22 protein-coding genes are annotated in these 22,343 nt (G+C 46.7%); 13 read left to right on the top strand and 9 right to left on the bottom strand.

The features are described 5' to 3' along the window. Window positions 1-716: 716 nt before the first annotated feature. Window positions 717-3,113, bottom strand: coding sequence for a glycoside hydrolase family 3 N-terminal domain-containing protein (locus AC1DXC_RS15105; protein ID WP_477459986.1), 2,397 nt, complete (start codon window positions 3,111-3,113; stop codon window positions 717-719). A 381-nt stretch (window positions 3,114-3,494) separates the two neighbouring features. Between AC1DXC_RS15105 and AC1DXC_RS15100 the strand changes: the two genes are divergently transcribed. Both AC1DXC_RS15100 and AC1DXC_RS15095 read left to right on the top strand, forming a co-directional pair. Then, complete coding sequence (locus AC1DXC_RS15100) at window positions 3,495-4,064, top strand: dihydrofolate reductase family protein (protein WP_477459985.1); 570 nt, start codon at window positions 3,495-3,497, stop codon at window positions 4,062-4,064. A gap of 237 nt (window positions 4,065-4,301) precedes the next feature. Further along, on the top strand, window positions 4,302-4,763 hold the full coding sequence (locus tag AC1DXC_RS15095) for a DUF2147 domain-containing protein (protein WP_477459984.1): 462 nt from the start codon (window positions 4,302-4,304) through the stop codon (window positions 4,761-4,763). Window positions 4,764-4,901: 138 nt separating this feature from the next. On the opposite strand, the gene AC1DXC_RS15090 is transcribed toward AC1DXC_RS15095, so the two are convergent. The 5 genes from AC1DXC_RS15090 to AC1DXC_RS15070 form a co-directional block, all read right to left on the bottom strand. Continuing rightward, complete coding sequence (locus AC1DXC_RS15090) at window positions 4,902-5,480, bottom strand: YceI family protein (protein ID WP_477459983.1); 579 nt, start codon at window positions 5,478-5,480, stop codon at window positions 4,902-4,904. Window positions 5,481-5,594: 114 nt separating this feature from the next. After that, window positions 5,595-5,825: an alpha/beta fold hydrolase gene (locus tag AC1DXC_RS15085; protein ID WP_477459982.1), complete on the bottom strand. Its 231-nt coding sequence runs from the start codon at window positions 5,823-5,825 to the stop codon at window positions 5,595-5,597. A gap of 206 nt (window positions 5,826-6,031) precedes the next feature. After that, window positions 6,032-6,415, bottom strand: a complete 384-nt coding sequence (locus AC1DXC_RS15080; protein WP_477459981.1) for an alpha/beta fold hydrolase — start codon at window positions 6,413-6,415, stop codon at window positions 6,032-6,034. Between the two features lie 370 nt (window positions 6,416-6,785). Then, window positions 6,786-7,643 carry an ankyrin repeat domain-containing protein gene (locus AC1DXC_RS15075; protein ID WP_477459980.1) on the bottom strand — a complete coding sequence of 286 codons (858 nt, stop codon included), beginning with the start codon at window positions 7,641-7,643 and terminating at the stop codon, window positions 6,786-6,788. Window positions 7,644-7,928: 285 nt separating this feature from the next. Next, on the bottom strand, window positions 7,929-8,879 hold the full coding sequence (locus AC1DXC_RS15070) for a Smr/MutS family protein (RefSeq protein ID WP_477459979.1): 951 nt from the start codon (window positions 8,877-8,879) through the stop codon (window positions 7,929-7,931). 131 nt (window positions 8,880-9,010) lie between these two features. Between AC1DXC_RS15070 and AC1DXC_RS15065 the strand changes: the two genes are divergently transcribed. Together AC1DXC_RS15065 and AC1DXC_RS15060 are read left to right on the top strand one after the other, a co-directional pair. Further along, window positions 9,011-9,517, top strand: coding sequence for a DUF892 family protein (locus AC1DXC_RS15065; protein WP_477459978.1), 507 nt, complete (start codon window positions 9,011-9,013; stop codon window positions 9,515-9,517). Window positions 9,518-9,785: 268 nt separating this feature from the next. Next, window positions 9,786-11,669 (top strand): M1 family metallopeptidase, encoded by a 1,884-nt coding sequence (locus AC1DXC_RS15060; RefSeq protein ID WP_477459977.1) that lies wholly within the window; start codon window positions 9,786-9,788, stop codon window positions 11,667-11,669. Window positions 11,670-11,815: 146 nt separating this feature from the next. On the opposite strand, the gene AC1DXC_RS15055 is transcribed toward AC1DXC_RS15060, so the two are convergent. Beyond that, window positions 11,816-12,202 carry a YtxH domain-containing protein gene (locus AC1DXC_RS15055; RefSeq protein ID WP_477459976.1) on the bottom strand — a complete coding sequence of 129 codons (387 nt, stop codon included), beginning with the start codon at window positions 12,200-12,202 and terminating at the stop codon, window positions 11,816-11,818. 110 nt (window positions 12,203-12,312) lie between these two features. Here AC1DXC_RS15055 and AC1DXC_RS15050 point away from each other — a divergent pair, with 110 nt between their 5' ends. Beyond that, entirely contained in the window at window positions 12,313-12,615 is a 303-nt protein-coding gene (locus AC1DXC_RS15050) for a hypothetical protein (RefSeq protein WP_477459975.1), read from the top strand. A 30-nt stretch (window positions 12,616-12,645) separates the two neighbouring features. Here AC1DXC_RS15050 and AC1DXC_RS15045 read toward each other — a convergent pair whose 3' ends face one another. Next, on the bottom strand, window positions 12,646-13,464 hold the full coding sequence (locus AC1DXC_RS15045; RefSeq protein WP_477459974.1) for an N-acetylmuramoyl-L-alanine amidase family protein: 819 nt from the start codon (window positions 13,462-13,464) through the stop codon (window positions 12,646-12,648). A gap of 462 nt (window positions 13,465-13,926) precedes the next feature. After that, complete coding sequence (locus AC1DXC_RS15040; RefSeq protein WP_477459973.1) at window positions 13,927-14,967, bottom strand: polysaccharide pyruvyl transferase family protein; 1,041 nt, start codon at window positions 14,965-14,967, stop codon at window positions 13,927-13,929. Window positions 14,968-15,246: 279 nt separating this feature from the next. On the opposite strand from AC1DXC_RS15040, the gene AC1DXC_RS15035 reads away from it, so the two are divergent. The 8 genes from AC1DXC_RS15035 (at window position 15,247) to AC1DXC_RS15000 (ending at window position 22,342) form a co-directional block, all read left to right on the top strand. Beyond that, on the top strand, window positions 15,247-15,573 hold the full coding sequence (locus AC1DXC_RS15035; RefSeq protein WP_477459972.1) for a hypothetical protein: 327 nt from the start codon (window positions 15,247-15,249) through the stop codon (window positions 15,571-15,573). Window positions 15,574-15,665: 92 nt separating this feature from the next. Continuing rightward, window positions 15,666-16,373 (top strand): tRNA (5-methylaminomethyl-2-thiouridine)(34)-methyltransferase MnmC2, encoded by a 708-nt coding sequence (gene mnmC2, locus AC1DXC_RS15030; RefSeq protein WP_477459971.1) that lies wholly within the window; start codon window positions 15,666-15,668, stop codon window positions 16,371-16,373. A 204-nt stretch (window positions 16,374-16,577) separates the two neighbouring features. Further along, window positions 16,578-18,113 carry an alpha/beta hydrolase-fold protein gene (locus AC1DXC_RS15025; protein ID WP_477459970.1) on the top strand — a complete coding sequence of 512 codons (1,536 nt, stop codon included), beginning with the start codon at window positions 16,578-16,580 and terminating at the stop codon, window positions 18,111-18,113. A gap of 73 nt (window positions 18,114-18,186) precedes the next feature. Continuing rightward, on the top strand, window positions 18,187-18,990 hold the full coding sequence (gene mazG, locus AC1DXC_RS15020; RefSeq protein ID WP_477459969.1) for a nucleoside triphosphate pyrophosphohydrolase: 804 nt from the start codon (window positions 18,187-18,189) through the stop codon (window positions 18,988-18,990). Window positions 18,991-19,055: 65 nt separating this feature from the next. Further along, window positions 19,056-19,496, top strand: coding sequence for a hypothetical protein (locus AC1DXC_RS15015; protein WP_477459968.1), 441 nt, complete (start codon window positions 19,056-19,058; stop codon window positions 19,494-19,496). Window positions 19,497-19,633: 137 nt separating this feature from the next. Continuing rightward, window positions 19,634-20,188, top strand: a complete 555-nt coding sequence (locus AC1DXC_RS15010) for an RNA polymerase sigma factor (protein WP_477459967.1) — start codon at window positions 19,634-19,636, stop codon at window positions 20,186-20,188. Further along, complete coding sequence (locus AC1DXC_RS15005) at window positions 20,181-21,614, top strand: hypothetical protein (RefSeq protein ID WP_477459966.1); 1,434 nt, start codon at window positions 20,181-20,183, stop codon at window positions 21,612-21,614. Before AC1DXC_RS15010 ends, AC1DXC_RS15005 begins: the two co-directional genes overlap by 8 nt. Then, window positions 21,611-22,342, top strand: coding sequence for a hypothetical protein (locus AC1DXC_RS15000; RefSeq protein WP_477459965.1), 732 nt, complete (start codon window positions 21,611-21,613; stop codon window positions 22,340-22,342). The genes AC1DXC_RS15005 and AC1DXC_RS15000 overlap by 4 nt, the downstream gene beginning before the upstream one ends. The last annotated feature ends 1 nt before the right edge of the window (window position 22,343 follow it).

Here is a 22,343-nt window from a genome sequence, read left to right as displayed (position 1 = left end):
GTTCTCTTGTACATTAAATATTGATAACAGAACATTACCAATATGATTCAATATTTGCACGTTACTTACGTCGACGTAATGAAGCTCAAATAATATTGGCCATCCATCTGGGGCTGGCAGGTATATGACTACTTTGGCAATAAAGCAAAACAGCAAAGAAAAAAAAATAGTTATGTGATTGTAAACGGTTGCTAAATATAAAACCTTGAAAAAATTTCTATGATTTAACTTGCTCCATTCTTTAAGAAACTCACATTTGTTGAATTCGTTTTCAAATATCTTTATTTTTTTATCTAATCCAATAATTTTTAAATGACGAATTGTAAATTGCAGTAAACTACATTTTTGATCTACGCCGAATAGATTTAGGTAATTAAATATCTTTTCCTCATCAAATTCATCATAATAATATTGTTTTTCTTCAATGGCATAGGTATAGTATAATATAAAATTCTTTACGTTTATGTAAATGTCACTTTCTAATTCCGGGATCGACGAATGAATTTTTAATTGAAGTATATTATTAACCCTATCCAATTTCTCGCAATTGCTATTGGCTTTGATAATAAGTTCATTTTCGTTTGATATTAGACTAACAATCTTACTTTTAACCATTTAATCTTTAATTATGGAAAGCAAATATAGATTAGCGCGTCACAATTAATATCAATCAAAAACATATATTTATAAACATACTAACATATTGCCTTTCCCCTCTATTCCACCACAAACTCCTTCTTCAACTTAATATCTTCCGACGATGCACCAATCATTACGGTGAATTTGCCCGGTTCTACCGTCCAGTTCATGTTTTTATCCAACAGGGCCAGGTCGTCCGGGTGGAGGGTGAACTGCACGGTTTTCTTTTCGCCGGGTGCCAGGGTAATGCGCTCGAAACCCCGCAGGTCGAATTCGTAGGTGGTTACGCTACTTACGTTATCCTTTAGGTAAAGTTGCACCACCTCATCGCCTTTGCGGCTGCCGGTGTTGGTAATATCTACCGATATGCTGAAATCGCCCTGCGAGTTCTGTTTATCCGGCGATACCACCAGGTTGCTGTACTCGAACGTGGTATAGCTCAACCCGTACCCGAATGGATAAAGCGCGCCGTTCACGCTAGTTTTGCCCCAGCTGTTTTGCCCGCCCTGCCCTGCCTGGGCATTGGGCTTAAAGGGGAAGTTGAATTCTATCTGTCCCGTTGTTTTGGGGAAGGTAATGCTGAGCTTGCCGCCGGGGTTATTATCGCCAAAAAGCGTTTCGGCAATTACCTGTCCGCTTTGCACACTGGGGAACCAGGCTTCTAAAATAGCCGGCACATATTTATTTTCCCAGTTGATGGTGAGCGGCTGTCCATTTATCATTACCATTATTACCGGCTTGCCGGTTGCCTGCAATGCCTGTATTAGCTTCAGCTGACGGCCCGGCAGATTCAGTCCCGTGCGCGAAAGGCTCTCGCCTACCCTATCTACATCCTCGCCCACCACGGCAATCACCACATCTGCCAGCCTGGCCTGCGCCACTGCCGAATCTATCCCTGCCTGCTCGGTAGCAGTCAAAGGCGTTTCGATGATTTCGCTCTCGGGCCAGGTAGCATCAATCATATCGCAACCTTTGGCGTAGTTTACTTTTACGCCTGTGCCTACATAGTTCCTTATCCCATCCAAAACGGTAGTAACCGGGTTATGTGATGGGCCGTACCTGCTGATGGCGTAGTTGGTTTCCATAGCCAGCGGACCGGTAACCAGTATGTTCTTCAGCTTGCTTTTATCCAGCGGCAGCAGGTTGCCTGCATTTTTCAGCAACACCATGCTTTCGCGGTTCATTTGCAGGCTCATGGCAGCATCGGCTTGCGTATGCACTACCTTATCGGCGGCGGCGGGGTCTTTCACATACGGACTATCAAACAGCCCCAGCCTGAACTTCACCCGCAGCACATCGGCCACGCGGCTATCAATTACCTTCATGGATATCTTATTCTCTTTGATCAACTCGCGCAGCGGGAGGATAAAAGTTTGCGGCATGGTAAAGTTGGTGCGAACATTCAGCCCCGCCTCTACCGCCTGTCGCACGGCCTCTTTATAATCGGCAGCAACGTGGTGTTTAGAGTACAGGAACTCCACAGCCTCGCTATCGCTCACCACATACCCATCAAAGCCGAATTGCTGGCGCAGCAGCTGAGTTAAGAAGTAATAGCTGCCGGTTACGGGCACGCCATCCCAATCGTTATAGCTGCTCATAACGCCCATAGGGTGCGCCTCCTGTATCACCCTGCGGAAAGGGTACAGGTATATCTGATACATCTCGCGCGGGGCCACGTGCGGGTCGGTACGGGCGCTGCCGTCGCGGCCGCCTTTGGGCACGCTATAAACGGCATAGTGTTTTAAGGTTGATGCCACGCCCTGCTCCTGTATGCCCAGCACCATTTGCTTACCCAGTTCGGCAATCAAAAAGGGGCTCTCGCCATAGCATTCCACCACACGGCCCCAACGCTGATCGCGGGCAGGGTCTAATATCGGTGCGTAAACATTGGTATAGCCCAGGGCCTTGGCTTCGCGGCCAACGGTTTGGCCGGCCAGGCGCACCAGCGGCTTATCCCAGGTGCTACCTATTGATATTGGCGCCGGCAAGGGCGTGGCCCTATCGTGGTTAAGCCCGTGGATACCCTCGTTGGTAAAATCTACCGGGATGCCCAGGCGGGTTTCTTCCACAAACCAATGCTGTATGGTATTGATGGCCCTGGCATGCTTGCTGAAGGGGTAAGAATATTGCGTAGGCGCATCATCGGTGTGCGAGGTGAGGTTGTTCAGTTCCTCATCAATATTGGCAATACCGTCCTTCCATATCTCGGTTTTCCAACGGTCAACCGGCATCTCGTCTTTCAGCACGCGCTTGTAACCATACAGGGTGGCCATCTGGCAGGTTTTCTCGTCAACGGTCATCTGGCTTATCAGGTCGGCAACGCGTTTGTCTATGGTTTGCTTGGGGTCCTCAAAAACGTCCATCTTGCCGTTTTTGTTAAAATCTACCCAACCCTTATGGTATATGTTTTTTGTTTGTGCCGATGCGGAGACAGCAAGCAGTAGCAGCGGCAGTAGCAGTAGCGGTTTTTTCATGAATGAGAGATGTATTGGTTTACCTCTCAAATATATAAACCGGGCGGGAGATACGCTATTGCGTAGCGAATAAATCAACTATCACGTTTTCGTTGGCTCACTTAACGATATATTTATAATCTGGTTCCCGCCACTTTTACCACGGCCAAGATTGGGAACCCTGCCGAATTATAGGCGTAGGTTGCTTCCATAGCGATGGACTTGAAACCTATCGCTATTTGAGCTGTATTTGTCGACAACGCATTTATGAAAGCAGTTTTCTTAGCCTCCTCTCCTGTACAAATTCACCAGTCGCGAAACACCCGTATAATGTCACAAAGGACACCGCCGCGTATCCTCTATACGCTCTACCTTTACAATCATAAGCTAACACCAAACAAAATGAGAAAGATTAAAATTTTTGAGCACATATCGCTGGATGGCGTAATAGAGCATGATGAAAACTACGAATATGGCGCATGGACCGCACCATACAGAACTCCAACCGGCCTGGCGAGCCTTTTGGAAGCATATGGTACAGATTTCGACTTGCTGCTTGGTCGTAAAACTTACGATGCATGGACCGGCTTTTGGCCAAATGCGGGTAATTTTCCTATGGCAAACGCCCTTAACGCTGCAACAAAATTCGTGGTAACCCATCATCCCGGTGGCCTGGAGTGGGGCCCGGTAAACTCCCTGGGCGAGGATGCGATAGCGGGCATTCGCGAATTGAAAGCGACGGATGGCCCGGACCTTATCGTATCGGGAAGCGCGTCGTTGACGTCAATACTGCTGGATGAAGGATTGGCAGACGAGGTTGTACTAATTGTGTACCCGGTATTGCTGGGTCGGGGTAAACGCATCTTTTCCGATGCATTCGATGCACGTGAACTCTCTTACGTAAGCACTATAACCACACCTACCGGTGTGCTTATGAATACCTACAAGCACCTGGGGCCATTGAAGAAATAATTTTGGGGCCAACGGCGCAAACCGAACGGGCATTTACCGATTGATTATCCGGTAGATGCCCTTTTTAATTTTCCATAAAAAACCGGCGTCCCCCCTCTGCTCGTTTTCCCCTACACCTGTACTAAAAATTATTTTCGGGACTGCTAACAAATGGCTGTATTAAATCGTAATAGCAATGTAATGCTTTGGCATTTTATTTGCGCTGACAATGCCGTACATCTTAACCGGAAGTTTTTTATGAGCCATTCGTTTTTACTAAGCTTTTTTGGATTGCTGCTGATTACCGCAAACGCCGATACAACCTCCAACGTTTCGCTTGCCGCCGAGGAGCAAATTTGCGGCAAATGGCAAAACCAGGAAAAGAACTTGATAGTGCAGGTTTATAAGGAAGACAGCCAATTTAAAGCCAAAATAGTATGGTTCAATAATGGCGAAGGCGAAAACGCCATGCAAACCTGCATGGACAAACACAACCCCGACCCTGCCCTACGCAACCGTAAGCTGCTTGGTATGAACGTGCTGGAAAAACTGGTTTATAGGCCCGAAACCAATTCATGGGAAGACGGAATGATATACGATGCCCAGGCGGGCAAACATTGGAACTCGTCGGCCTATATCAATAAAGATGGCTCGCTAAAAGTGAAAGGTTACTGGCACTTTAAGTTCATCGGCAAAACCATGACGTTTAATAGATTATAGATGTGCAGATTAAAGTGAAGGATTTTTAAGTCCACTCTTCGTGAGGCCACCCGAGAAACAAAACTGAACTATATATAAACAACGAAGCGCCCCGGGGATTTCCCTGGGGCGCTTTGTATTTATATGGTATTACCTAAATTATTTAGATTGGCCAAACTCGCCGCTTGCGCTCAGTTCAACTTCGTCGCTCAGCATTGGTGAACCATATTTGCTGCCGAAACCGAAATCAGAACGTTTGATAGTACCGGTTACTTTGAAACCGGCAGAAGGTTGTTTGCTCATTGGGTTGGTGATAGTACCACGGTGTACAAAATCAAAAACAACCGGTTTAGTAACGCCATGCAGCGTTAAGTTACCGGTAAGTTTGTATTTGCCTGTGCCTACAGAAGTAATGCCTGTGCTTACGAAAGTAAGGGTTGGGAATTTAGCAACATCAAAAAAGTCTTCGCTTTTCAGGTGGCCGTCGCGACGCTCGTTGTCGGTGTTTACTGATGCAGTTTGCGCTACGAAAGTAACTTTAGCATCGCTGAAATCTGGCTTTGCAGCAACGATGGTAGCATCAAAATCTTTAAATACACCATCAACATCAGATACCGCTAAGTGAGTGATGGTGAAAGTTACGTGCGAATGCGCCTTATCGTTCTTCCAGGTAGTTTGAGCAAATACAGCCGTTTGCATCAACAATGCAGCAGCAGCTAACAATAGTGTCTTTTTCATTTGTTTAAAATTGTGTTTTAATATTTTTTATGCGTCAAATATACACAAACGATTCAGATAAGGTAAATTAAATGTTTAAACATTTAATATATGAATAAACGGTGACAAATTATGTCACTTTTCGAAGAACTCATCCACTTTTTTGTTGAATTCCTTCGCATGTTCTATCAATGTACCATGGCCACTGTTGGGTACAATCCACAATTCGCTGCCGGGTATATTGCTTTGGATGAGGCGGGTATGCTCGTCGCGTATCGCATCGTGGTCGCCGGCTATGATGAGGGCCGGGCATTTTATTTGCTGCAACTCGGTAAGCTTAATGTTGGGCTGGTTCCAATCGAGCATGAAAATCTTCCAGCTGTTTTTGGCCCGCGGGGTTTTCCAAATACGGTTTTTATTCTCGTTATAATATTTCTCGCTTTGTTTCTAGCCCTGCGGGTCGAGCGCGGTGCTGTCGAGCCATATGTTAGCACCGGTAGATGCCAGTTTTATCACCTTATCGGGATGCCGCATGGCCATCATTAGCGCGTTTATGCCACCGTCGCTCCAGCCTAGTACGTAAGCCCTGGGGCTTTTAAGGTATCAAGCAGTACGGCGAAATCATCGGCCATTTGCTCAAAACTAAGCGAATCGGCAGCATCTACGGTTTTACCCTGCGCGCGACTGTCCACCAGTATCACCCGGTATTTTTTGGCAAAGTAAGGCACGTTTTCGGTAAAGGCGCTCATATCGCCGCCATTGCCATGTATCATCAGCAAGGGTTGGCCGCTGCCGTACTCCTCCACGTACATTTTTATGCCGTTGATGCTGTAGTATTTCCCTACCTCCGGGTTATTGCCATACATCGTTTTTGGTTTGCAACCCAGCAGGGTTAGCAGCTGCGGCAAAATAGCGAGCAATATCAATCTTTTTATGCGCATATATAACTTATTCATAGGGGTGCATAAATATAGATAATTAGCGGGCAGAGATTGGAGGTTAGTTGATTAGCGGTTAGGGATTAGGAATTTTTAGAGGTTAGAGGTTAAAGCAGATTACTATGCTTTGTTTTAAATTCTGAAAAATTCTTCTAATTTCATAAAATTCGAGTTCAGATAAATTATGATGGCGATGCCTGCGGCCCGGGCTATTCGCTCATACTGCACAGGCCTTAGCCACGGGGCCGGTATCCGCTCCTATCCCTATCGCTTTTTTTCTGAACCATGATTAGTAAGATTTAAGGACTGCCATGACTAGTTCCCGAGAATCCATCAGATAATCCTAAAATCAAGAAAATCATGGTTCAGACAACAACAACTCCGAAATCTACAATATCCTCAAATACGCTGCTATCTCCGCATACTTCTTCAATTCTTCCTCGCCCCCACCCTCAGTTGGCGCATACTCTGCCCAGCCAAGAGGCGTGCCGCCGTACACTTTATCTTTAGCTTTCAAATCTGCGCCGGCTTCAACCAATAGTCTTACCGTCTCTATGGAGCCCGACCATACCGCCTGGTGCAACGGCGTAGCATGCGAGTGGAAACCGCTATCGGCGGCGGGGTAGCCGTTCGGACTAACACCATTATCCAGCAGGAACTTCACGATATCGGCCATGCCGTAAAATGCAACGCCGGCCAGGGCGGTAATCTTTTCGCTTTCGGCGGCAGTTTGCAGCAGGCGGGCTACATCATCCATGCGCCGTAAGCCTACGGCAACGCCCAGGCTTAGCTTGCCGCCACGTTCTATCAGGTAGTTGGCTGCTTCGGTATTGCCGTGGGCCAATGCCCCCATGCCGCCACCCGGCTTTGCACCGGCGTTAATTAGGGCATCCATCATGGCTATCTGTACCCCGCATTCGCGCGGGATGCGGCCTGTAGCTACTAAGCCCAGGCAGTAATCCAATTGCTGCTGCACAGTGTCGGCCGCTTTTGCTTTTACTTCAGTTATCAGCAAGTTAGTAATATCAACAATATTAGCGGGCAGTTTTTCGTGCCTGATGGGGTTATCAGCCACGAACCAAAGCAGGTATGGATCTTTAAAATAGCCTTCTTCGGCGGTGGGCAGCTTGTCGGTAACCAGGTAAGGGTTATCTGCAATAAGCGTTTTAAGCGTGGCAATATCGCTGCTGTCGATAGCTTCCACGGCTTGCAGGAAAATGGCATCGGTGATATCTGAGGTTTGCATGTAAATCTTGAATTATTTTACTGCGTCGGCTAACACACCCCTCCGCCCCTCTCAAGAGGGGAATCGCACATGGCCGCCGCTTTTATCGGTGAAATCGTAAAAATCAGTGAAATCAATTTATAAATCCGTAAAATCCCGGTTATATATTCTCCCATTTCCCGCTATCCAGGCTGCGGTAAATGGCATCTACTATCTTATTGGTTTTTAATCGGCATTTAAAGTTAAGCGAAAATATCAAGTAAGCAAAGAGCTGACCTGTTCCTCAGCAGCGGTTATTCCATTTGTTTACTTCAGCACCACCTTAGTTGCCCCATAGCCGAATTTCTCTTTACGGGCATCCATAAAGGTTTGCACCTTGTTGCTTTTGCTGAGCAGTTTATGTAGTTCGTTCTTGAGTGTGCCGTTTCCGGTGCCGTGGATAAAGGTAATCTCGGGCATCTGGTGCACTATGGCCGCATCAAGCGCGTGCTTAAAGTTGGTGAGCTGTATATTCAGTATCTCGCTGCTGCCCAAAAAGTGGTGGTCGGTACGCAGTTTTTCTATGTGGAGGTCTACCTCGATTTGTGGTTTGGCTACTACCTGCTTTTCTTCGGCGGGTTTAAAAAAGCTTTCTTTTAACTTCTGGGCATCTATTACCAGTTCGGGTTCGTCAAGCTGTATCATCCAGCCCAACTGATTGATAAAGGGCACCTGCTTTTTCGCACCCGAAAAATCCTTGGCCTTAAATTGCTCGCTTATATCCAATGGCGCAAGCGCAGGCTGGTTCTGTTTGGTATGGAACAGCACCCGGAAGATGAGCTTTGGCCACAGCTGCAAATCGGCCAGCTTTGCCGAATATACTTTTGCATGGCTGCGCGGTTCTATAATTCCCGCAAACTCGCCTTTATATTGTTTATTTTGTTCGGTACTTACCGATGCCAGCAGCTGGTACGACGTTTCGTTCACCAAATGCAGGTGCACCACCGAATTGGCCCGGGCATCGGCTATTACAGCTATATACGCCCCCTTGCTTTTGAACTCGCCGGTAGGCAAAGCCACCTCTATGAGGTCTTCAGGCCGCTCATCGCCAACCAATTTGGCATGGCCATGTACAAAGGTTACCTTGCTGGCCAGCACCGGAATCTCAAAATCGTCGTCGCCGGTAACGCCAATCATTTGTTCGTCAATGATGCGGGTTACGTAACCCTCCATTTTTTCGTCTACAAAGCGAACAAAATCGCCTAATTTATATTTCATATGGTATTACTGTGCAGCAAAGGTATCAATATAGATAGCCGCAAGCCGGTAATTAAAATAATTTACTCCAACGGGATATTTTACGCGTGATAACCGATGCCATTTTTGACCAGGCCCAACACTAATCTATTATGAATATGCAAGCTACCTCCACACCTACAGACAATGCCCTTTTAAAGGAACTTTTCACCCATCACCTTAACCGTATTTATAGCGGCAAATGTTTCCTGAATAAAAACCTCGACCACCTCATCAGCCTCGCTTCTTTCAAAGGCCTGCAACTGGCCATAGAAGAAATTGGCGGGGACGTAAAAAAGCAGATAGAGCGGATGGAGCAGATTTACCGGCTGATAGGCGAAAAGCCAGTCAGGGACGACTGCAACCCCATCAAATCTATTTTGAAAGATGAGTTTTGCCTGGATGAGCAACAAACCCTCGCAGCCTTGAACGACCTGGACCTGATGTTATACGTGCAGGTGCTGGAGCATGTGAATATTACCTCGTACCGCATGCTCATCATGATAGCCAAACTGCTGCATTATGATGAAGTTACCCAGCTGCTGAAGGAGAATTTCGACGAATCGGAAGACAACGATAAGCTGTTTATGCTGATAGCGAAGGAGTATATTAGTGAGTAGAGTTTAGGAAGAAATTCTAAAGCCGAATGTCTAATACCCCTAAAATAACAAAAGCCGGGCTTGCGCCCGGCTTTGCAGAGTTATTTAATACCCCTACTAAAATAACTTTGAACAAAGGAAAATAATTAATCGGCGCTACGCAAATTAATATGGCAAACCTATTGTAACAATTCGTTTACCATCATCGTCTCATCTATTAGCGGTATAATACCTAATTTGCGCACCTAATCATCAAATTGAATATATCCACCCTATAACCTCGTAATTTATGTTTAAACCCATTGCGTTAACCGCTGTATGCAGTTTGTTCCTGTTACAGCTGCAGGCCCAAAACCTGTACATGCCGCGCGAAATTAAGCAGGCATACACCAAAGGAACCCGCTCGCCCGATGGCAAGCCCGGCAGCAAATACTGGCAAAACTTTGGCCGCTACAACATTGCCATTACCCTGGCCCCGCCCACACGCACCGTAAAGGGTGTTGAGCAGATTACCTATATCAACAACAGCCCCGATACCCTGAAGCGGTTGAACATAAAGCTGATCCTGAACATCCACCGCCCGGGCGCATCGCGCGATGGTGGCGCCAGCCTTGATTACCTTACCGAAGGCATACAGGTAGATAGCTTTTTGGTGAATGGCCAAAAAAAGAAATGGGATAATAAAGTTGCCTCGGCTACAAACGCCGGCGTAGGCTTAACCAAACCCCTGATGCCGCACGATTCGGTAAAACTGAATTTTATATGGCATTTTGATGTAAGCAAAGAAAGTGGTCGCGAGGGTATGATCGATTCTACCTCGTTTTACCTTGCCTACTTCTATCCCCGCGTATCGGTTTATGACGATTACCAGGGCTGGGACCGCGTAGAATTTGTAGACTCTAAAGAGTTTTACAACGATTTTAACGATTACACCCTAAGCGTAACCGTACCCAAAAACTTTATCGTTTGGGCAACCGGCACCCTGCAAAACCCGGCGCAGCTTTTACAGCCTGAGTTTGCAAGCCGCCTTGCCGCTTCCTTTACCAGCGACTCAACCATACACGTGGCTACCCTTGCCGACCTAAAGGCTAAAAACGTAACCACCCAAAATGCAACCAATACATGGGTGTGGAAAGCCGATAACATAAGCGATATGGCTGTGGGTATAAGCGACCATTACCTTTGGGATGCCGGTAGCGTTGTGGTTGACAAAGCCACGGGCCGCCGCAGCAGCATGCAGGCTGCATACCCGGATGCCGCTTTCGATTTCAAGAAATCGGTACAGTATGGCCGTAACGCACTGGGCTGGTTCAGCGCCAACTGGCCGGGTGTGCCTTACCCCTTCCCTAAAATGACTGCCTTTAAAGGCTTCGCCGATATGGAATACCCCATGATGGTGAACGATAGCCAGTTTGGCGACCCAACATTCGCGCAACTGGTGCAGGACCATGAGATTGCCCACACCTGGTTCCCTTTTTATATGGGCATAAACGAAAGCAAATACGCCTTTATGGACGAGGGCTGGGCAACCACGCTGGAATACCTGATAGGCACCGCAGAAAACGGTAAAGACAAAGCCGACAGCTTTTACAAGCAGTTCCGCATCAACGGCTGGATAGGCGATAAATCTACCGCGGAAGACCAACCCATTATTACCATGAGCAGCGAGCAGAAAGGCGGCTACGGCAACAACGCCTACGGCAAGCCATCGTTAAGCTACCTGGCCCTGAAAGATTACCTGGGCGACGACCTGTTTAAGAAAGCCCTGCACGGGTATATGGATAGGTGGCACGGCAAACACCCTATCCCATGGGATTATTTCAACTCCATGAGCAATGTATCGGGCAAAAACCTCACCTGGTTCTTCAACAACTGGTTCTTCAGCAACGGCTACAACGATTTGGCTATCACCACCGGCGTAAAAGGCAAAGATGGTTATACGCTTACCGTTAGCAATGTTGGCGGTTTTGCCATCCCGTTTGATGTGGTATTGACTTTTGCCGATGGCACTACCCAAACCATCCACAAAACCCCTGCCGTATGGGAAGCAAACCAAAAACAGGTTTACGTAACCTTTAAAGCGGTAATAGGCAAAAGCTTAAAATCGGTTACTTTAGATACCGGCATTTTTGTAGATGCTGTTAAGGCCGATAATACCTGGGTGGTGAAATAAAAGTGATATAGAGTAGTGGTTGGTGAGTAGAGAATGGTTCTCTGCTTAATCATCATTGCGATAAAGACTTTCTTCCATTATCATAATCGTACAAATGCAAAAACCCGGCTCATCACCGGGTTTTTTGCGTTATTGCAGCGAGTATCTTATGCGCCCTGTATAGAGCTGTTTACGTCGTTAGCGGCAGATTTTACCCTGCTTTTGGCTTCGTCTGCGCCGTTTTGGGCATAATTTTTGGCCGAGCCAATAGCATCTTCGGCACTACCGCGTGCGCTATCAACCACATTGCCTGCGCCGCTTACCAGGTCGTTATATTTAGATTTTACCGAATCTACAGCGTTGCTGCTGTATTCCTTTACGCTACCGGCAGCATTTTGTGCCTTGTTTTTAGCATTCTCCAACACGTCGTTAACGTAATCGGCGATATCGCCTCTTAGGTTTTCGCCTTTTTCGGGGGCCAGTAACAGGCCCAATGCGGCACCGGCCGCAGCGCCCACTAAAAGCGCTGCTATAATTTTCGCTTGATCTTTCATATCTGTTTGCTTTTAAGTAGATGTTCTTTTTCTTATAAGGTTAACAACGCCTTTGCCTTTGTGTTTACAGAAATAAAAAATAAGTCAAAATTAGTTTAAAAGGCTTGCAAATGAGGCTATTTGCACGTAAAGCCAACAATAAGCGCAAAAACGCTGTTAGGGCAGCAGTAACTAGCCCGAATTCTATGGATCCTATACTGCAATCGATACATTTCCGCAAGGTGTTTTACCTGGTGAGCATCATCGCCCTTATATTGCTTTTCGTAATAAAATATACGCTTATACCGGTTATAGACCGCCGCGAGGCCCTGCCCAAAAAGATTTTAAGGTATATATTAGATACCCTTATAGCCCTATTGATAGCCGCTATGGCCATTGGCGGAGCAGTGTTTTGGATGAGCGGGAATGAGTAAACCGGGAACAGGCCTACCGCTTTTCATAGCTTAGTTGCCGAAACCGGCCTTATATTTTTTGATTGCCCGGATGATGGATTGTACGATCTGGTTTTGCCCCTCATCTGAGTTGAGATATCTTTCGTCTTCGGCATTGTTGATGTAGCCCGTTTCTATCAACAGGCCCGGCATGCCGCTTTGCTGCAATACCAACACGCCCTGCTCCTTTACACCAGCGCTGGCGCGGCCGTCGGTTTCGGTAAATTCGGCATTCAGCAATTCGCCAAACTGCACGCTTTGCTTGCGGTAACGCTGCTGGAACGCTGCTAGTACAATGGCGTTCATGGCGGCATCTTCGCCGTAGCCGTTATATTTTTGCTGATAATCTTTCTCCTGGTAAATAGAGGCGTTCTCGCGAAGGGCCTCCAACTGCTCCTGCTTGCGGTGGAAACCATATAACAGCAGCATGGCGCCGCGCCGCGTGCCTATGCGCTGCGGGGTAGAATTACAATGTATGGAGATGAACAGGTTGGCCTTGCTATCGTTAGCTATCTGGGCGCGGGTATGTAATTCTATGAATTTATCGGTGCTGCGCGTCATGATTACATTGAGGTAGGGCATCTGGTCGTTAAGGGCATCGCGCAGCTTTTTGCCGATGCTGAGTGCCACGGCTTTCTCGTTAGAATATGCGCCATGGGCACCGGGATCCTTGCCACCGTGGCCGGGGTCGATAACAATCGTTTTAAATTGGAACGACCGGGTAGAATCGTTGGTTTTAACGGATGTTTGAGCGAAAGCCGGGCAAACGCCCACAAAAAATAAGATGATAAAAGCCGGTAACGGGGCTTTAAGGAACGGCCTAAAAAACATGGCGCAAAGATATAGGATTGTTTTTGGGTACAAACCCTTGAGTGTTAGAAATATGGTTTTTAGTCCCCTCTCGAGAGGGGGCGCGGTAGATTGTGTAGTGGGAGGGGTGTGTTCACCACCATGCAATGGCGTAACGCATAGCGTGCAAACACACCCCTCCACCCCTCTCAAGAGGGGAATCGCACATCCCCCTGCGCTTTTCAAAGCTTTCGAACAATCAAGGTACAAACCCCGTGTTTTTGAATTATTTGCAGGCATTTATTTGGTTTATAATACGGCTGGCCTTATAACGGAACCTTGGCAGCTATTGTTTGGTATGACAGCAAACGGGATAAAAGGATTAACAGGAACCGGGATTTCACCGATTTATTCGATTTCACAGATTTTAATTTCGCTCATTAAAAATAAAAAGAGACGCAAAATATTGCGTCTCTTACGGTTGAGATTATACCTGCATATCGTTTACACGATATTATTTTTCTCTACGAAGGCCTTCACTTTGGCCATCAGCCCCTGTTTCAGCTTTAAGTAAGCGGGGCTGTTGCTTAATTTGGTATCGAAGTCTATCTTACCGCCATCCCATTTAAAGCGGGGCGTAAGTTTACCATCTTCAAAATCAATTACATTGAATAGCTCCAGCAGGCCATCCATGCGGCATTCGCTTACTTCGCCCTGGTTAAGGTCGTTAACGTAAATGGCGGGTGTGCCCATCCCTACCGATGGCAGGGCGCAATGCACGCGACTGGTTACCACAAAGGCGGCTTTGGCGTATTTGCCCAGCAGTTCCTTGGCGTACTCAAATTTCTCGTCTTCGTCCTTATAAGTCTTCAGCGGGTCGGCGTGTTTTACGTATTCGGCCTGGGTTAGTACCTCATCGGTAAAATAGGGCGAGTAGGTTTTATAGAAACTGGCGGCGCGTATCATCCACCGTAAATTGGTAAAGCCCGAGCGGCGCTGCGATATGGTTTTGATGGTGTTATATTTCGTCAGTAATATCCAGCTGAAACCTACAAGCGAGGCATCCCTTTTTATCGCTTCGTATTTGGTATCTACAAAATAAGCTTTGCGTTCTTTCTGCGGGTTGGCGTAGGTTTCGCCCAGGGTAAGCGTTAAGCAGCCCGAAAAATAGGCATCTATACCTTTGGCATTGAGTACTTCGGCCGTTTTGCGGTCGCGGCAACCTATAGGTGCGTGCTGCTTAAGGTAATCTATAATTTGAGGCGTGTTCAGGAAATGTTCCTGCGCCAGCACATTCAGGTGAAAGGAAATAAAAAAGGGCAATATGGCTTTAGCGGGTGGCCAGTTTTTTGGGTGGTGGGTAAACCAGCCGTTCATAATCAGGGCTATCTCCTCGCCGGTGTATTCGTTCAGCAATTCGCGGTTCAAATAAGTATCGGCTTTGCCGCCTAAAAATTGCAGGGCGGCCAAACTTTGTACGTAGTCGCCTACGTTATCTTTACGGAAACCCGACTCGTAAATTAATACGCCTTTCTTAATACTCATAAGTTTTTGTTAGAAGCCTCGCAATATTTGCCCTAAAAATAAGCATAAATCGTAATTACGCAAGTTTAAGCGCAGGTTTAAGTCGTTTTAAGTTCGTGCGCAACAAAGCGGCCGGTTACAAAGGCCACTCAGTAAGTTTTCCACATTTTCTAATTTAATAAACTGATAATGTGCGATTTAAAAAAATAACAAATGCTTACATTTCTACTAAATTAATTTTCTCTGCAACCTATCTTTCCAAAATATCGTATTAACTGTATATTAAAAATACAGGGCGTTATGGAAGCAATTTTCTCCTCATCATTATTTACTTTTTTCTTCTTCCTGGTGGTTGGCAGCGTGATAGTGTATTTTATTTTGAAGTACGATAAGCAGCAACGCCATAAAATGAGCAAACTGGTGGCCGAAACCCGCAACGTACAGCCTTTGTTGATGGCCAAAGCCATTAACCATAAATTGAAAAGCATTAAGCCCGAGTTGAATTCAGATTCGAGGCGCGACATAGCCAAACAACTCGACGAATTGGTTGCCGCTTACGATCGTGGCCAGGTGACCCTGCCCGATTACTGCCACAAGTTGAACAGTCTGCTATCGATGGTAGCGTAAGTAAGTCCGAACGTCTGAAGTCGGTAAGTCCGTAAGACGAATTTTAACGCTTCCCGACTTCGTGGCTTTTTCCATAATTTTGGCGCAACATCATGATCGCCGAAAATCAACCCCAACATTTAAGCATAGTTGCCACTGCCGATGGTTCTAACACCATATACAACGCGCAGGTTGGCGAAAATTACCACTCGCGTAATGGTGCCCTGCAAGAAAGCCGGCACGTGTTCCTGCAATCGGGCCTGGTTTATTTTCTTCAGCATGCACCCTCGCCTCCCACCGCCGTTAGTGTTTTAGAAGTCGGCTTTGGAACAGGGCTTAACTTTTTGCTGAGTGCCGATTATTGCGCTACTGAAAACATCGGCCTCGATTATACGGGCATCGAAGCTTACCCCCTTAGGCCCGAGATGATTGCCCAAACAGGGTACGATGAATTCGTATCGGCAACCACCTGGAATAACTTCCTACGAACTTACCCCGCATCGTTAATGGCCAAAAGTAAGTTCAGCCATGGCATCCAACTGCAAACCGCACACTGCCCACTGCAAGATTTCTCCTCCAACCAGAAATTCGATATCATTTATTTCGATGCCTTCGCGGCAGCCTACCAGCCCGAAATGTGGGGCGAGGCTGCGATAAGCCATACCCTAAGCTTTTTGAAGCCAGGCGGAGTATTCGTAACCTATGCTATTACCGGTAATCTTAAGCGCATCGTAAAATCACTCGGCCTTGAGGTAGAGAAAGCACCCGGCGCACCGGGGAAGAGAGAGATGTTGAGAGCAGTGAAAGGTATGCAGATATGAAAACAATGCTACGTGATGATTATGAGGAGAGCTTTAAGAAATTTATAAAGTGGGCAAATTGCCGGTAAGGTTTATATTCTGTCAATCCCTTCCGAGTTTAAATGCGGGTTCAAAAAGAAATTTTTGCAGTAACCTTTATTGCAGGCCTGTCGTCTTACAGGTACCTTGTATTTAAAACCTGTTACTCAAAACATATTTTCTGGCATGAAGAATACTTTTAGGCGTGTACTCATCTTATTGGCAATAATTGCCCAAACCACCATCGTTGTTTATGCGCAGGATACAGTTATCATTAAGCATGGCATTTCGTACCTCGATTCGTTGCAATCAACCATATTGCAACAAAAAAGGATGATACAGGTGTTCCTGCCCGAAAATTACAAACCGCAAAATGCAGCAAGATACGATGTGCTTTACGTACTCGATGGCGGCAACTGGAACACCGGGCTTATCAAAAACATTCAGCGTTTTGTGGAAGGCGAAAGTTATATGCCGCCTACCATCATCGTGAGCATAATGGGTATCGACCGTAATAAAGACCTTACCCCTACCCATTTAGAGGATATGAAAACGTCGGGCGGGGCAGCAAATTTCCTTAACTTCATCACTACCGAACTTATCCCTTATATCAATAAAAAATATCCTACTAACGGCGATAACACCCTCTGGGGGCATTCCCTGGGAGGTTTGTTTGTGGTAAACGCCCTTTTAATGCAGCCTGGTGCCTTTAAATCGTACATCGCAGTAGACCCCAGCCTTTGGTGGGATAAAGAATACATAAAAAAAATTGCGCCGGATAAATTAGCTGCATTGGCGGGCACACCCATTACGTTGTTTATGGGAGGGCGCGAAGGCGCCGATGGCGAAGGCATGAAAATAGCCGGCATGGATTCCTTGCTCAAAAAAGCGGCCCCCACAAGTCTGAAATGGAAAAGCGTTAAGTACCCCGATGAAACGCACGCCTCGGTAAGGTTTAAAACCACATACGATGGGCTAAAGTTTTCATACGGATGGCAAACCGGGCGAATTGAGTTTCACCCCATGAATGGCATTGTAGTTAACAACAAACCCTGGCCATTTTGGTACTTTGGCGATACCACCAAAGTACGCTACACCTTAGATGGCAGCACACCCACCATTGCTTCGGCCAAAACGCAGCCCGAACTCAAGCTGATGGATGGCGCAAAAATAACCGTAAAACAGTTTACCAACCGTGCACGATACGATAAGGTTAAAACAGGCGTGTTTTTGACGGAGCGGGCTTTTGAGCCTGTTTCCAAACCACGAAACTTATCACCGGGGGGCTTTCATTACGCCTATTATGAAGGCGGATTAGATTCGGCCTCCAATTTCAAAAATTTAAAACCACTGCAGGAAGGCATTACTAACGCAAGTTTCGACCCGGAAAAAATGCCGCGCAAAAACAACTTCGCGCTGGTGATTGATGGCTTTTTGGAGGCGAAGGAAGAGGGTTATTACATTTTTGGTTTGGAGGCAGATAAAGATTCTAAATTATACATCAACAACCGTATGCTCATAAATTGGCAGGGCGGCTACAATAACCTAGCCTACTCATGCATCGTGCCCCTTAAAAAAGGCTTTTACCCCTTCCGTTTAGAGTACCGCCATAAAATACAGGATTTTAAATTGAGGCTAACTTACCTTACCCCCGGTAAAATAAGCACAAAAGAGCCAATTGACATTCCAACGGAACTACAGTGGGCTACCCGCGCAAGATAGCTGCAATAAGTCAGGTTGATTTGCAAACTAAAAAGGGAAGCAAACCGCCAACTGTTACCTATCTTTGCAGCCTATGCCAATAACACCGCCTATTGCTTCTGTTACGCCTTCGGGCGCTTTTGAGCGCTTGCTTACGATCATGAACGACCTGCGCACTAACTGCCCCTGGGATAAAAAGCAAACCCTGGAGAGCCTGCGCCACCTTACCATCGAAGAAACTTATGAGCTGAGCGATGCCATACTGGGCGGCGATATGCAGGAGATTAAAAAAGAGTTGGGTGATATTATGCTGCACCTGGTTTTCTATTCGCGCATCGCATCAGAAACCGATAGTTTCGATATCACCGGCGTGCTCAACGGCATCTGCGATAAGCTCATCAACCGCCACCCGCACATCTATAGCGATGTTGAGGTGAGCAATGAGGAAGATGTAAAACGCAACTGGGAGCAGATAAAGCTGAAGGAAGGCAATAAATCGGTATTGGGCGGGGTGCCTGCATCGCTGCCGGCATTGGTAAAGGCATCGCGCATACAGGAGAAAGCCCGCGGCGTAGGCTTTGATTGGGATAATAAAACGCAGGTATGGGCCAAGGTAGAAGAAGAACTGCAGGAATTTAAAGCCGAGTTCAACGTGGATAACGATACCGCCATTGACCAGGAAAAGGCTGAGGCCGAATTTGGCGACCTGCTTTTCTCGCTTATCAACTACGCGCGCTTCATCAACATAAACCCGGAAGATGCGTTGGAAAAAACCAACCGCAAATTCATCAAACGCTTCCAATATTTAGAGAGCAAGGCCAAAGAAAACGGCAAGCAATTGCAGGATATGAACCTAGCCGAAATGGACGTATTTTGGAACGAAGCCAAAAAAGTGTAAAAATATATTGCGTTTAGTAGCGTTTTATTAAATTACCGCGTAAACCAATTGAAACCAAATAGCCCATGAGAAGAAGATTTACTTATTTACTGCCCCTTTTAACGGTAGTGATAGCCTTACTAGCTGCCTGTGGTCCCAATAAGTCAGATAATCCGGTACCAAATCCAACCGGTACCTTCGCAGGCGAATTCCGCAGATTGCACCGTTCACCAGGTGCCAGTAAAATTGATACGCTTAAAGCAAATATATCCGTTACTTTAAACAGCGATTTTACCTACAAGGTAACAGGCGACACCAGCACCGTACACGCCGGAAGTATGGGTCTTTGGAATATCTCTGCCAACAGTATAAAATTCCAGGATAACACTTATTCGCCAGCTTCTACGATAAAAAAAGCACGTCTGTTTGGCGAGTACGATTATGCTTATGATGGCAGTTCGCTTAAAATGGCAGTGAGTAGCGTGGATACCCTTAGCTTGCAATACGATTTGAAAAGAGTTAACTAATATTGCTGCGTAGCAGCTGTACCCTGTAGCAAAAAAGCTACGGGGTTTTTATTTTTATAAATTATTTGGTATTATTTGTAGCGTTTTGCCCATAGGCGGCGTAATGATTTGTAAACAACCGGAACTAACAGTTTTTAATGCATCTAACCCACCGCATTACCGAAGATGAAATAGTAGGTAAGTGCAAAACCGGCAGCCTAAAGCACCAGGAATTGCTATATAAGCAGTTCTATGGCTATGCTATGGGTATTAGCGTACGCTATAGCCTTAACCAGGATGATGCTTTAGAGGTTGTAAATGATGCGTTTATAAAAGTGTTCAACAATATAAGTACATATAATACCGACAAGCCTTTTAAGGCCTGGCTGCGCACCATAGTGGTAAACACCGCTATAGACAGGCGCCGCAAAGAACTGAAGCACCAGGCCCATACCGACCTGGATACGGCTGTTGGCGTGGGTAGCAACGCCAGCGCCATAGCTAGCCTGAACGCACAGGATATTTTAAAACTAATGAAACAGCTGCCGCAGCTACAGCTCACGATATTCAACATGTACGAAATTGATGGCTACAATCACGATGAGATTGGCAAAATATTAAACCTGCCCGCCAGTTCATCGCGTGTATATTTAAGCAGGGCCAAGGATAAATTAAGGCAGTTATTAACAACAGAAACGCAAACCCATGGATGAGCAGTTTGATAATAAGCTAAGCAGCCGTATAAGGGAGGTGTTTGATAATTACGAATCGCCACCTGCCGATGAGGCCTGGCTGGAACTACGCAAAAAGTTCCCGGTGAAAGAGGAGCGCAAAATTGCCTGGCTTTGGTGGAGCAGCGCAGCTGCCCTTTTATTGGTATTTTTAGGCGTAGGCCTGTGGCTGATGAATAACAAGCCGCAACCTGGCGATAATGTAGCCGTAAAACCCAAAATACAACAGCAACAGCCGAAGCAAGCGGCACCAACATCTGCGCCTGCAGGCAGCCACGTTGCCTCAGTTAATCCGTCGGCAATTAAGGGTACCCAGGGCGATAGCGCGGCGCAAACGCCAAACAATGCTCTGGCTGGCCCTGGTGTTGCAGCCGGCCATTATGTAGCCAATAATGCAGGTAAAACGGGCAGCACTGCGGTTGTACTGCCGGGCAATACACCCGTAACTAACGGCGGCTCCCCTGCCGGTGTAGCAACCAACTCGCAGTTGCCGGGTACGGCCAGCATTGCAGGCAACACGCCTGCACCCGGGCAAGCGGTAATTACAGGTGCAACAACCAACAACCAGCAGGTTGCTATAGTTGATGTGCCCGTAACTGATAATAGCCAAACCGTGCCTGTAACTACCAACAAAACAAACCCCGTTACTGCGCAGCAGCCTGTAAAAACAATAGACGATTTGTTTGCGCAGGACAAGGCCCAGCAGGTTGCCAAACAAAAAGCCGATAAAAAAGAACTGAAGAAAGTAAACTTCAGCGTGTATGCGGCAACTTATATGAACTACGCCCAGGGCAGCGCCAACCAGATAAACGCGGGCGCGGGCTTCACCTCTGATATACGGCTGAGCAAAAACATCAAACTATCTACCGGAGTATCGCTGGCGCAGAATACGTTGAGCTACGCGGGCCAGCCGCCTGCATCGGGCAGTAGCAACAGGTCGCTTTCGGCTCCTAACGCATCAATATTGCAGAATGACGTACTCAACTTCGGCGCATCGGCAACGGTTGCCGAGCTACAGAACTACAGCGCCAGTTTGGTAGGGCTTGATGTGCCTATCAACATCAAATACGAGTTCAACCCCGATAAAAGCGATACGTACATATCAGCCGGTTTAAGCTCGGGTACTTTTATCGATGAACGGTACACCTCTCATTATGCTTATAAAAATGCGCAGGGCTATTCTTCGGCGGTAACGCAAGACCAAACCTACACGCAAAGCTTCAACAGCTTTTACTTCGGTAAAACGCTTAACTTATCGTTTGGCACCGGCTTCCCGATAGGGAAAAACAACAGGCTGGTTGTAGAACCGTTCCTGAAATATCCGCTTGGCGGGCTGGGCGCGCAGGCTATCCACTTTGGTGCGGGGGGCGTTAACCTCAAATTCAACTTTAAAGCAACCAAAAAATGAAAAAGACCGCTCTGAGCCTTTTTTGCGTTTTTATTGCTGCTACATCGTTTGCCCAAAAGCTCGAGGTTAACGCGGGCGCATACTCGGGCTTAATGAGGTTTAGCGGCCAGTCGGCCGAGTCGTCTTCTATAATGTCGGTCAGCACAAACAGTGCAGTAAATTACTCCTATACCAATAACCCCTATGGCAGTAAGTTGGGCTTTGGTTACGGTGTAAGCGGGCAGGCACAACTGGTAGGCAAAGCAGGCTTTATTGTAGGCTTGCAATTGGCATACGAACGGTTAAAAAGTAAAATTGATGTAAACCAGGTGTTTCTGTACAACCCGGTGAGTAGCAGCACAAATGGCCAAACTTTAGCAGCCGAGGGCAGTACGAATTTAAAAAGCAATATCATCAACATTAACCCCTACCTAGGCTACCGTATACTAATTGCCAAAGTTAGGCTGGATATTTTAGCAGGCGCCGATATGGGTTACATCAGCAGCACACGCGAAAAAGGTGTGGCCCATGCCAACGATAGCAAAACCTATACCACCAGCATGGACCGCACCGGTATAAAAGAAGATTACCGGCTACGTGTTGGCATTGCTGCGGGTTTAAACAAGTTTACCTTTAACGCGAGTTACGCCAACGGTATATCTAACTACATGGGCGGTTACATAGGGGGCGGCTCGCACAATGCACATAGCAAAGTTATCAGGATCGGGATCGGATATAGGATATTTTAGG

The sequence above is a fragment of the Mucilaginibacter sp. P2_D11 genome, assembly GCF_056404435.1.
This window is presented reverse-complemented; position numbering and strand designations above follow the sequence as displayed.

Excerpts from the sequence above, each read along its gene's own strand:
- AC1DXC_RS15105 (WP_477459986.1), bottom strand. The coding sequence starts at position 3,113 with ATGAAAAAACCGCTACTGCTACTGCCGCTGCTACTGCTTGCTGTCTCC.
- AC1DXC_RS15100 (WP_477459985.1), top strand. The coding sequence starts at position 3,495 with ATGAGAAAGATTAAAATTTTTGAGCACATATCGCTGGATGGCGTAATA.
- AC1DXC_RS15095 (WP_477459984.1), top strand. The coding sequence starts at position 4,302 with ATGAGCCATTCGTTTTTACTAAGCTTTTTTGGATTGCTGCTGATTACC.
- AC1DXC_RS15090 (WP_477459983.1), bottom strand. The coding sequence starts at position 5,480 with ATGAAAAAGACACTATTGTTAGCTGCTGCTGCATTGTTGATGCAAACG.
- AC1DXC_RS15085 (WP_477459982.1), bottom strand. The coding sequence starts at position 5,825 with ATGCTCGATTGGAACCAGCCCAACATTAAGCTTACCGAGTTGCAGCAA.
- AC1DXC_RS15080 (WP_477459981.1), bottom strand. The coding sequence starts at position 6,415 with ATGAATAAGTTATATATGCGCATAAAAAGATTGATATTGCTCGCTATT.
- AC1DXC_RS15075 (WP_477459980.1), bottom strand. The coding sequence starts at position 7,643 with ATGCAAACCTCAGATATCACCGATGCCATTTTCCTGCAAGCCGTGGAA.
- AC1DXC_RS15070 (WP_477459979.1), bottom strand. The coding sequence starts at position 8,879 with ATGAAATATAAATTAGGCGATTTTGTTCGCTTTGTAGACGAAAAAATG.
- AC1DXC_RS15065 (WP_477459978.1), top strand. The coding sequence starts at position 9,011 with ATGAATATGCAAGCTACCTCCACACCTACAGACAATGCCCTTTTAAAG.
- AC1DXC_RS15060 (WP_477459977.1), top strand. The coding sequence starts at position 9,786 with ATGTTTAAACCCATTGCGTTAACCGCTGTATGCAGTTTGTTCCTGTTA.
- AC1DXC_RS15055 (WP_477459976.1), bottom strand. The coding sequence starts at position 12,202 with ATGAAAGATCAAGCGAAAATTATAGCAGCGCTTTTAGTGGGCGCTGCG.
- AC1DXC_RS15050 (WP_477459975.1), top strand. The coding sequence starts at position 12,313 with ATGAGGCTATTTGCACGTAAAGCCAACAATAAGCGCAAAAACGCTGTT.
- AC1DXC_RS15045 (WP_477459974.1), bottom strand. The coding sequence starts at position 13,464 with ATGTTTTTTAGGCCGTTCCTTAAAGCCCCGTTACCGGCTTTTATCATC.
- AC1DXC_RS15040 (WP_477459973.1), bottom strand. The coding sequence starts at position 14,967 with ATGAGTATTAAGAAAGGCGTATTAATTTACGAGTCGGGTTTCCGTAAA.
- AC1DXC_RS15035 (WP_477459972.1), top strand. The coding sequence starts at position 15,247 with ATGGAAGCAATTTTCTCCTCATCATTATTTACTTTTTTCTTCTTCCTG.
- mnmC2 (WP_477459971.1), top strand. The coding sequence starts at position 15,666 with ATGATCGCCGAAAATCAACCCCAACATTTAAGCATAGTTGCCACTGCC.
- AC1DXC_RS15025 (WP_477459970.1), top strand. The coding sequence starts at position 16,578 with ATGAAGAATACTTTTAGGCGTGTACTCATCTTATTGGCAATAATTGCC.
- mazG (WP_477459969.1), top strand. The coding sequence starts at position 18,187 with ATGCCAATAACACCGCCTATTGCTTCTGTTACGCCTTCGGGCGCTTTT.
- AC1DXC_RS15015 (WP_477459968.1), top strand. The coding sequence starts at position 19,056 with ATGAGAAGAAGATTTACTTATTTACTGCCCCTTTTAACGGTAGTGATA.
- AC1DXC_RS15010 (WP_477459967.1), top strand. The coding sequence starts at position 19,634 with ATGCATCTAACCCACCGCATTACCGAAGATGAAATAGTAGGTAAGTGC.
- AC1DXC_RS15005 (WP_477459966.1), top strand. The coding sequence starts at position 20,181 with ATGGATGAGCAGTTTGATAATAAGCTAAGCAGCCGTATAAGGGAGGTG.
- AC1DXC_RS15000 (WP_477459965.1), top strand. The coding sequence starts at position 21,611 with ATGAAAAAGACCGCTCTGAGCCTTTTTTGCGTTTTTATTGCTGCTACA.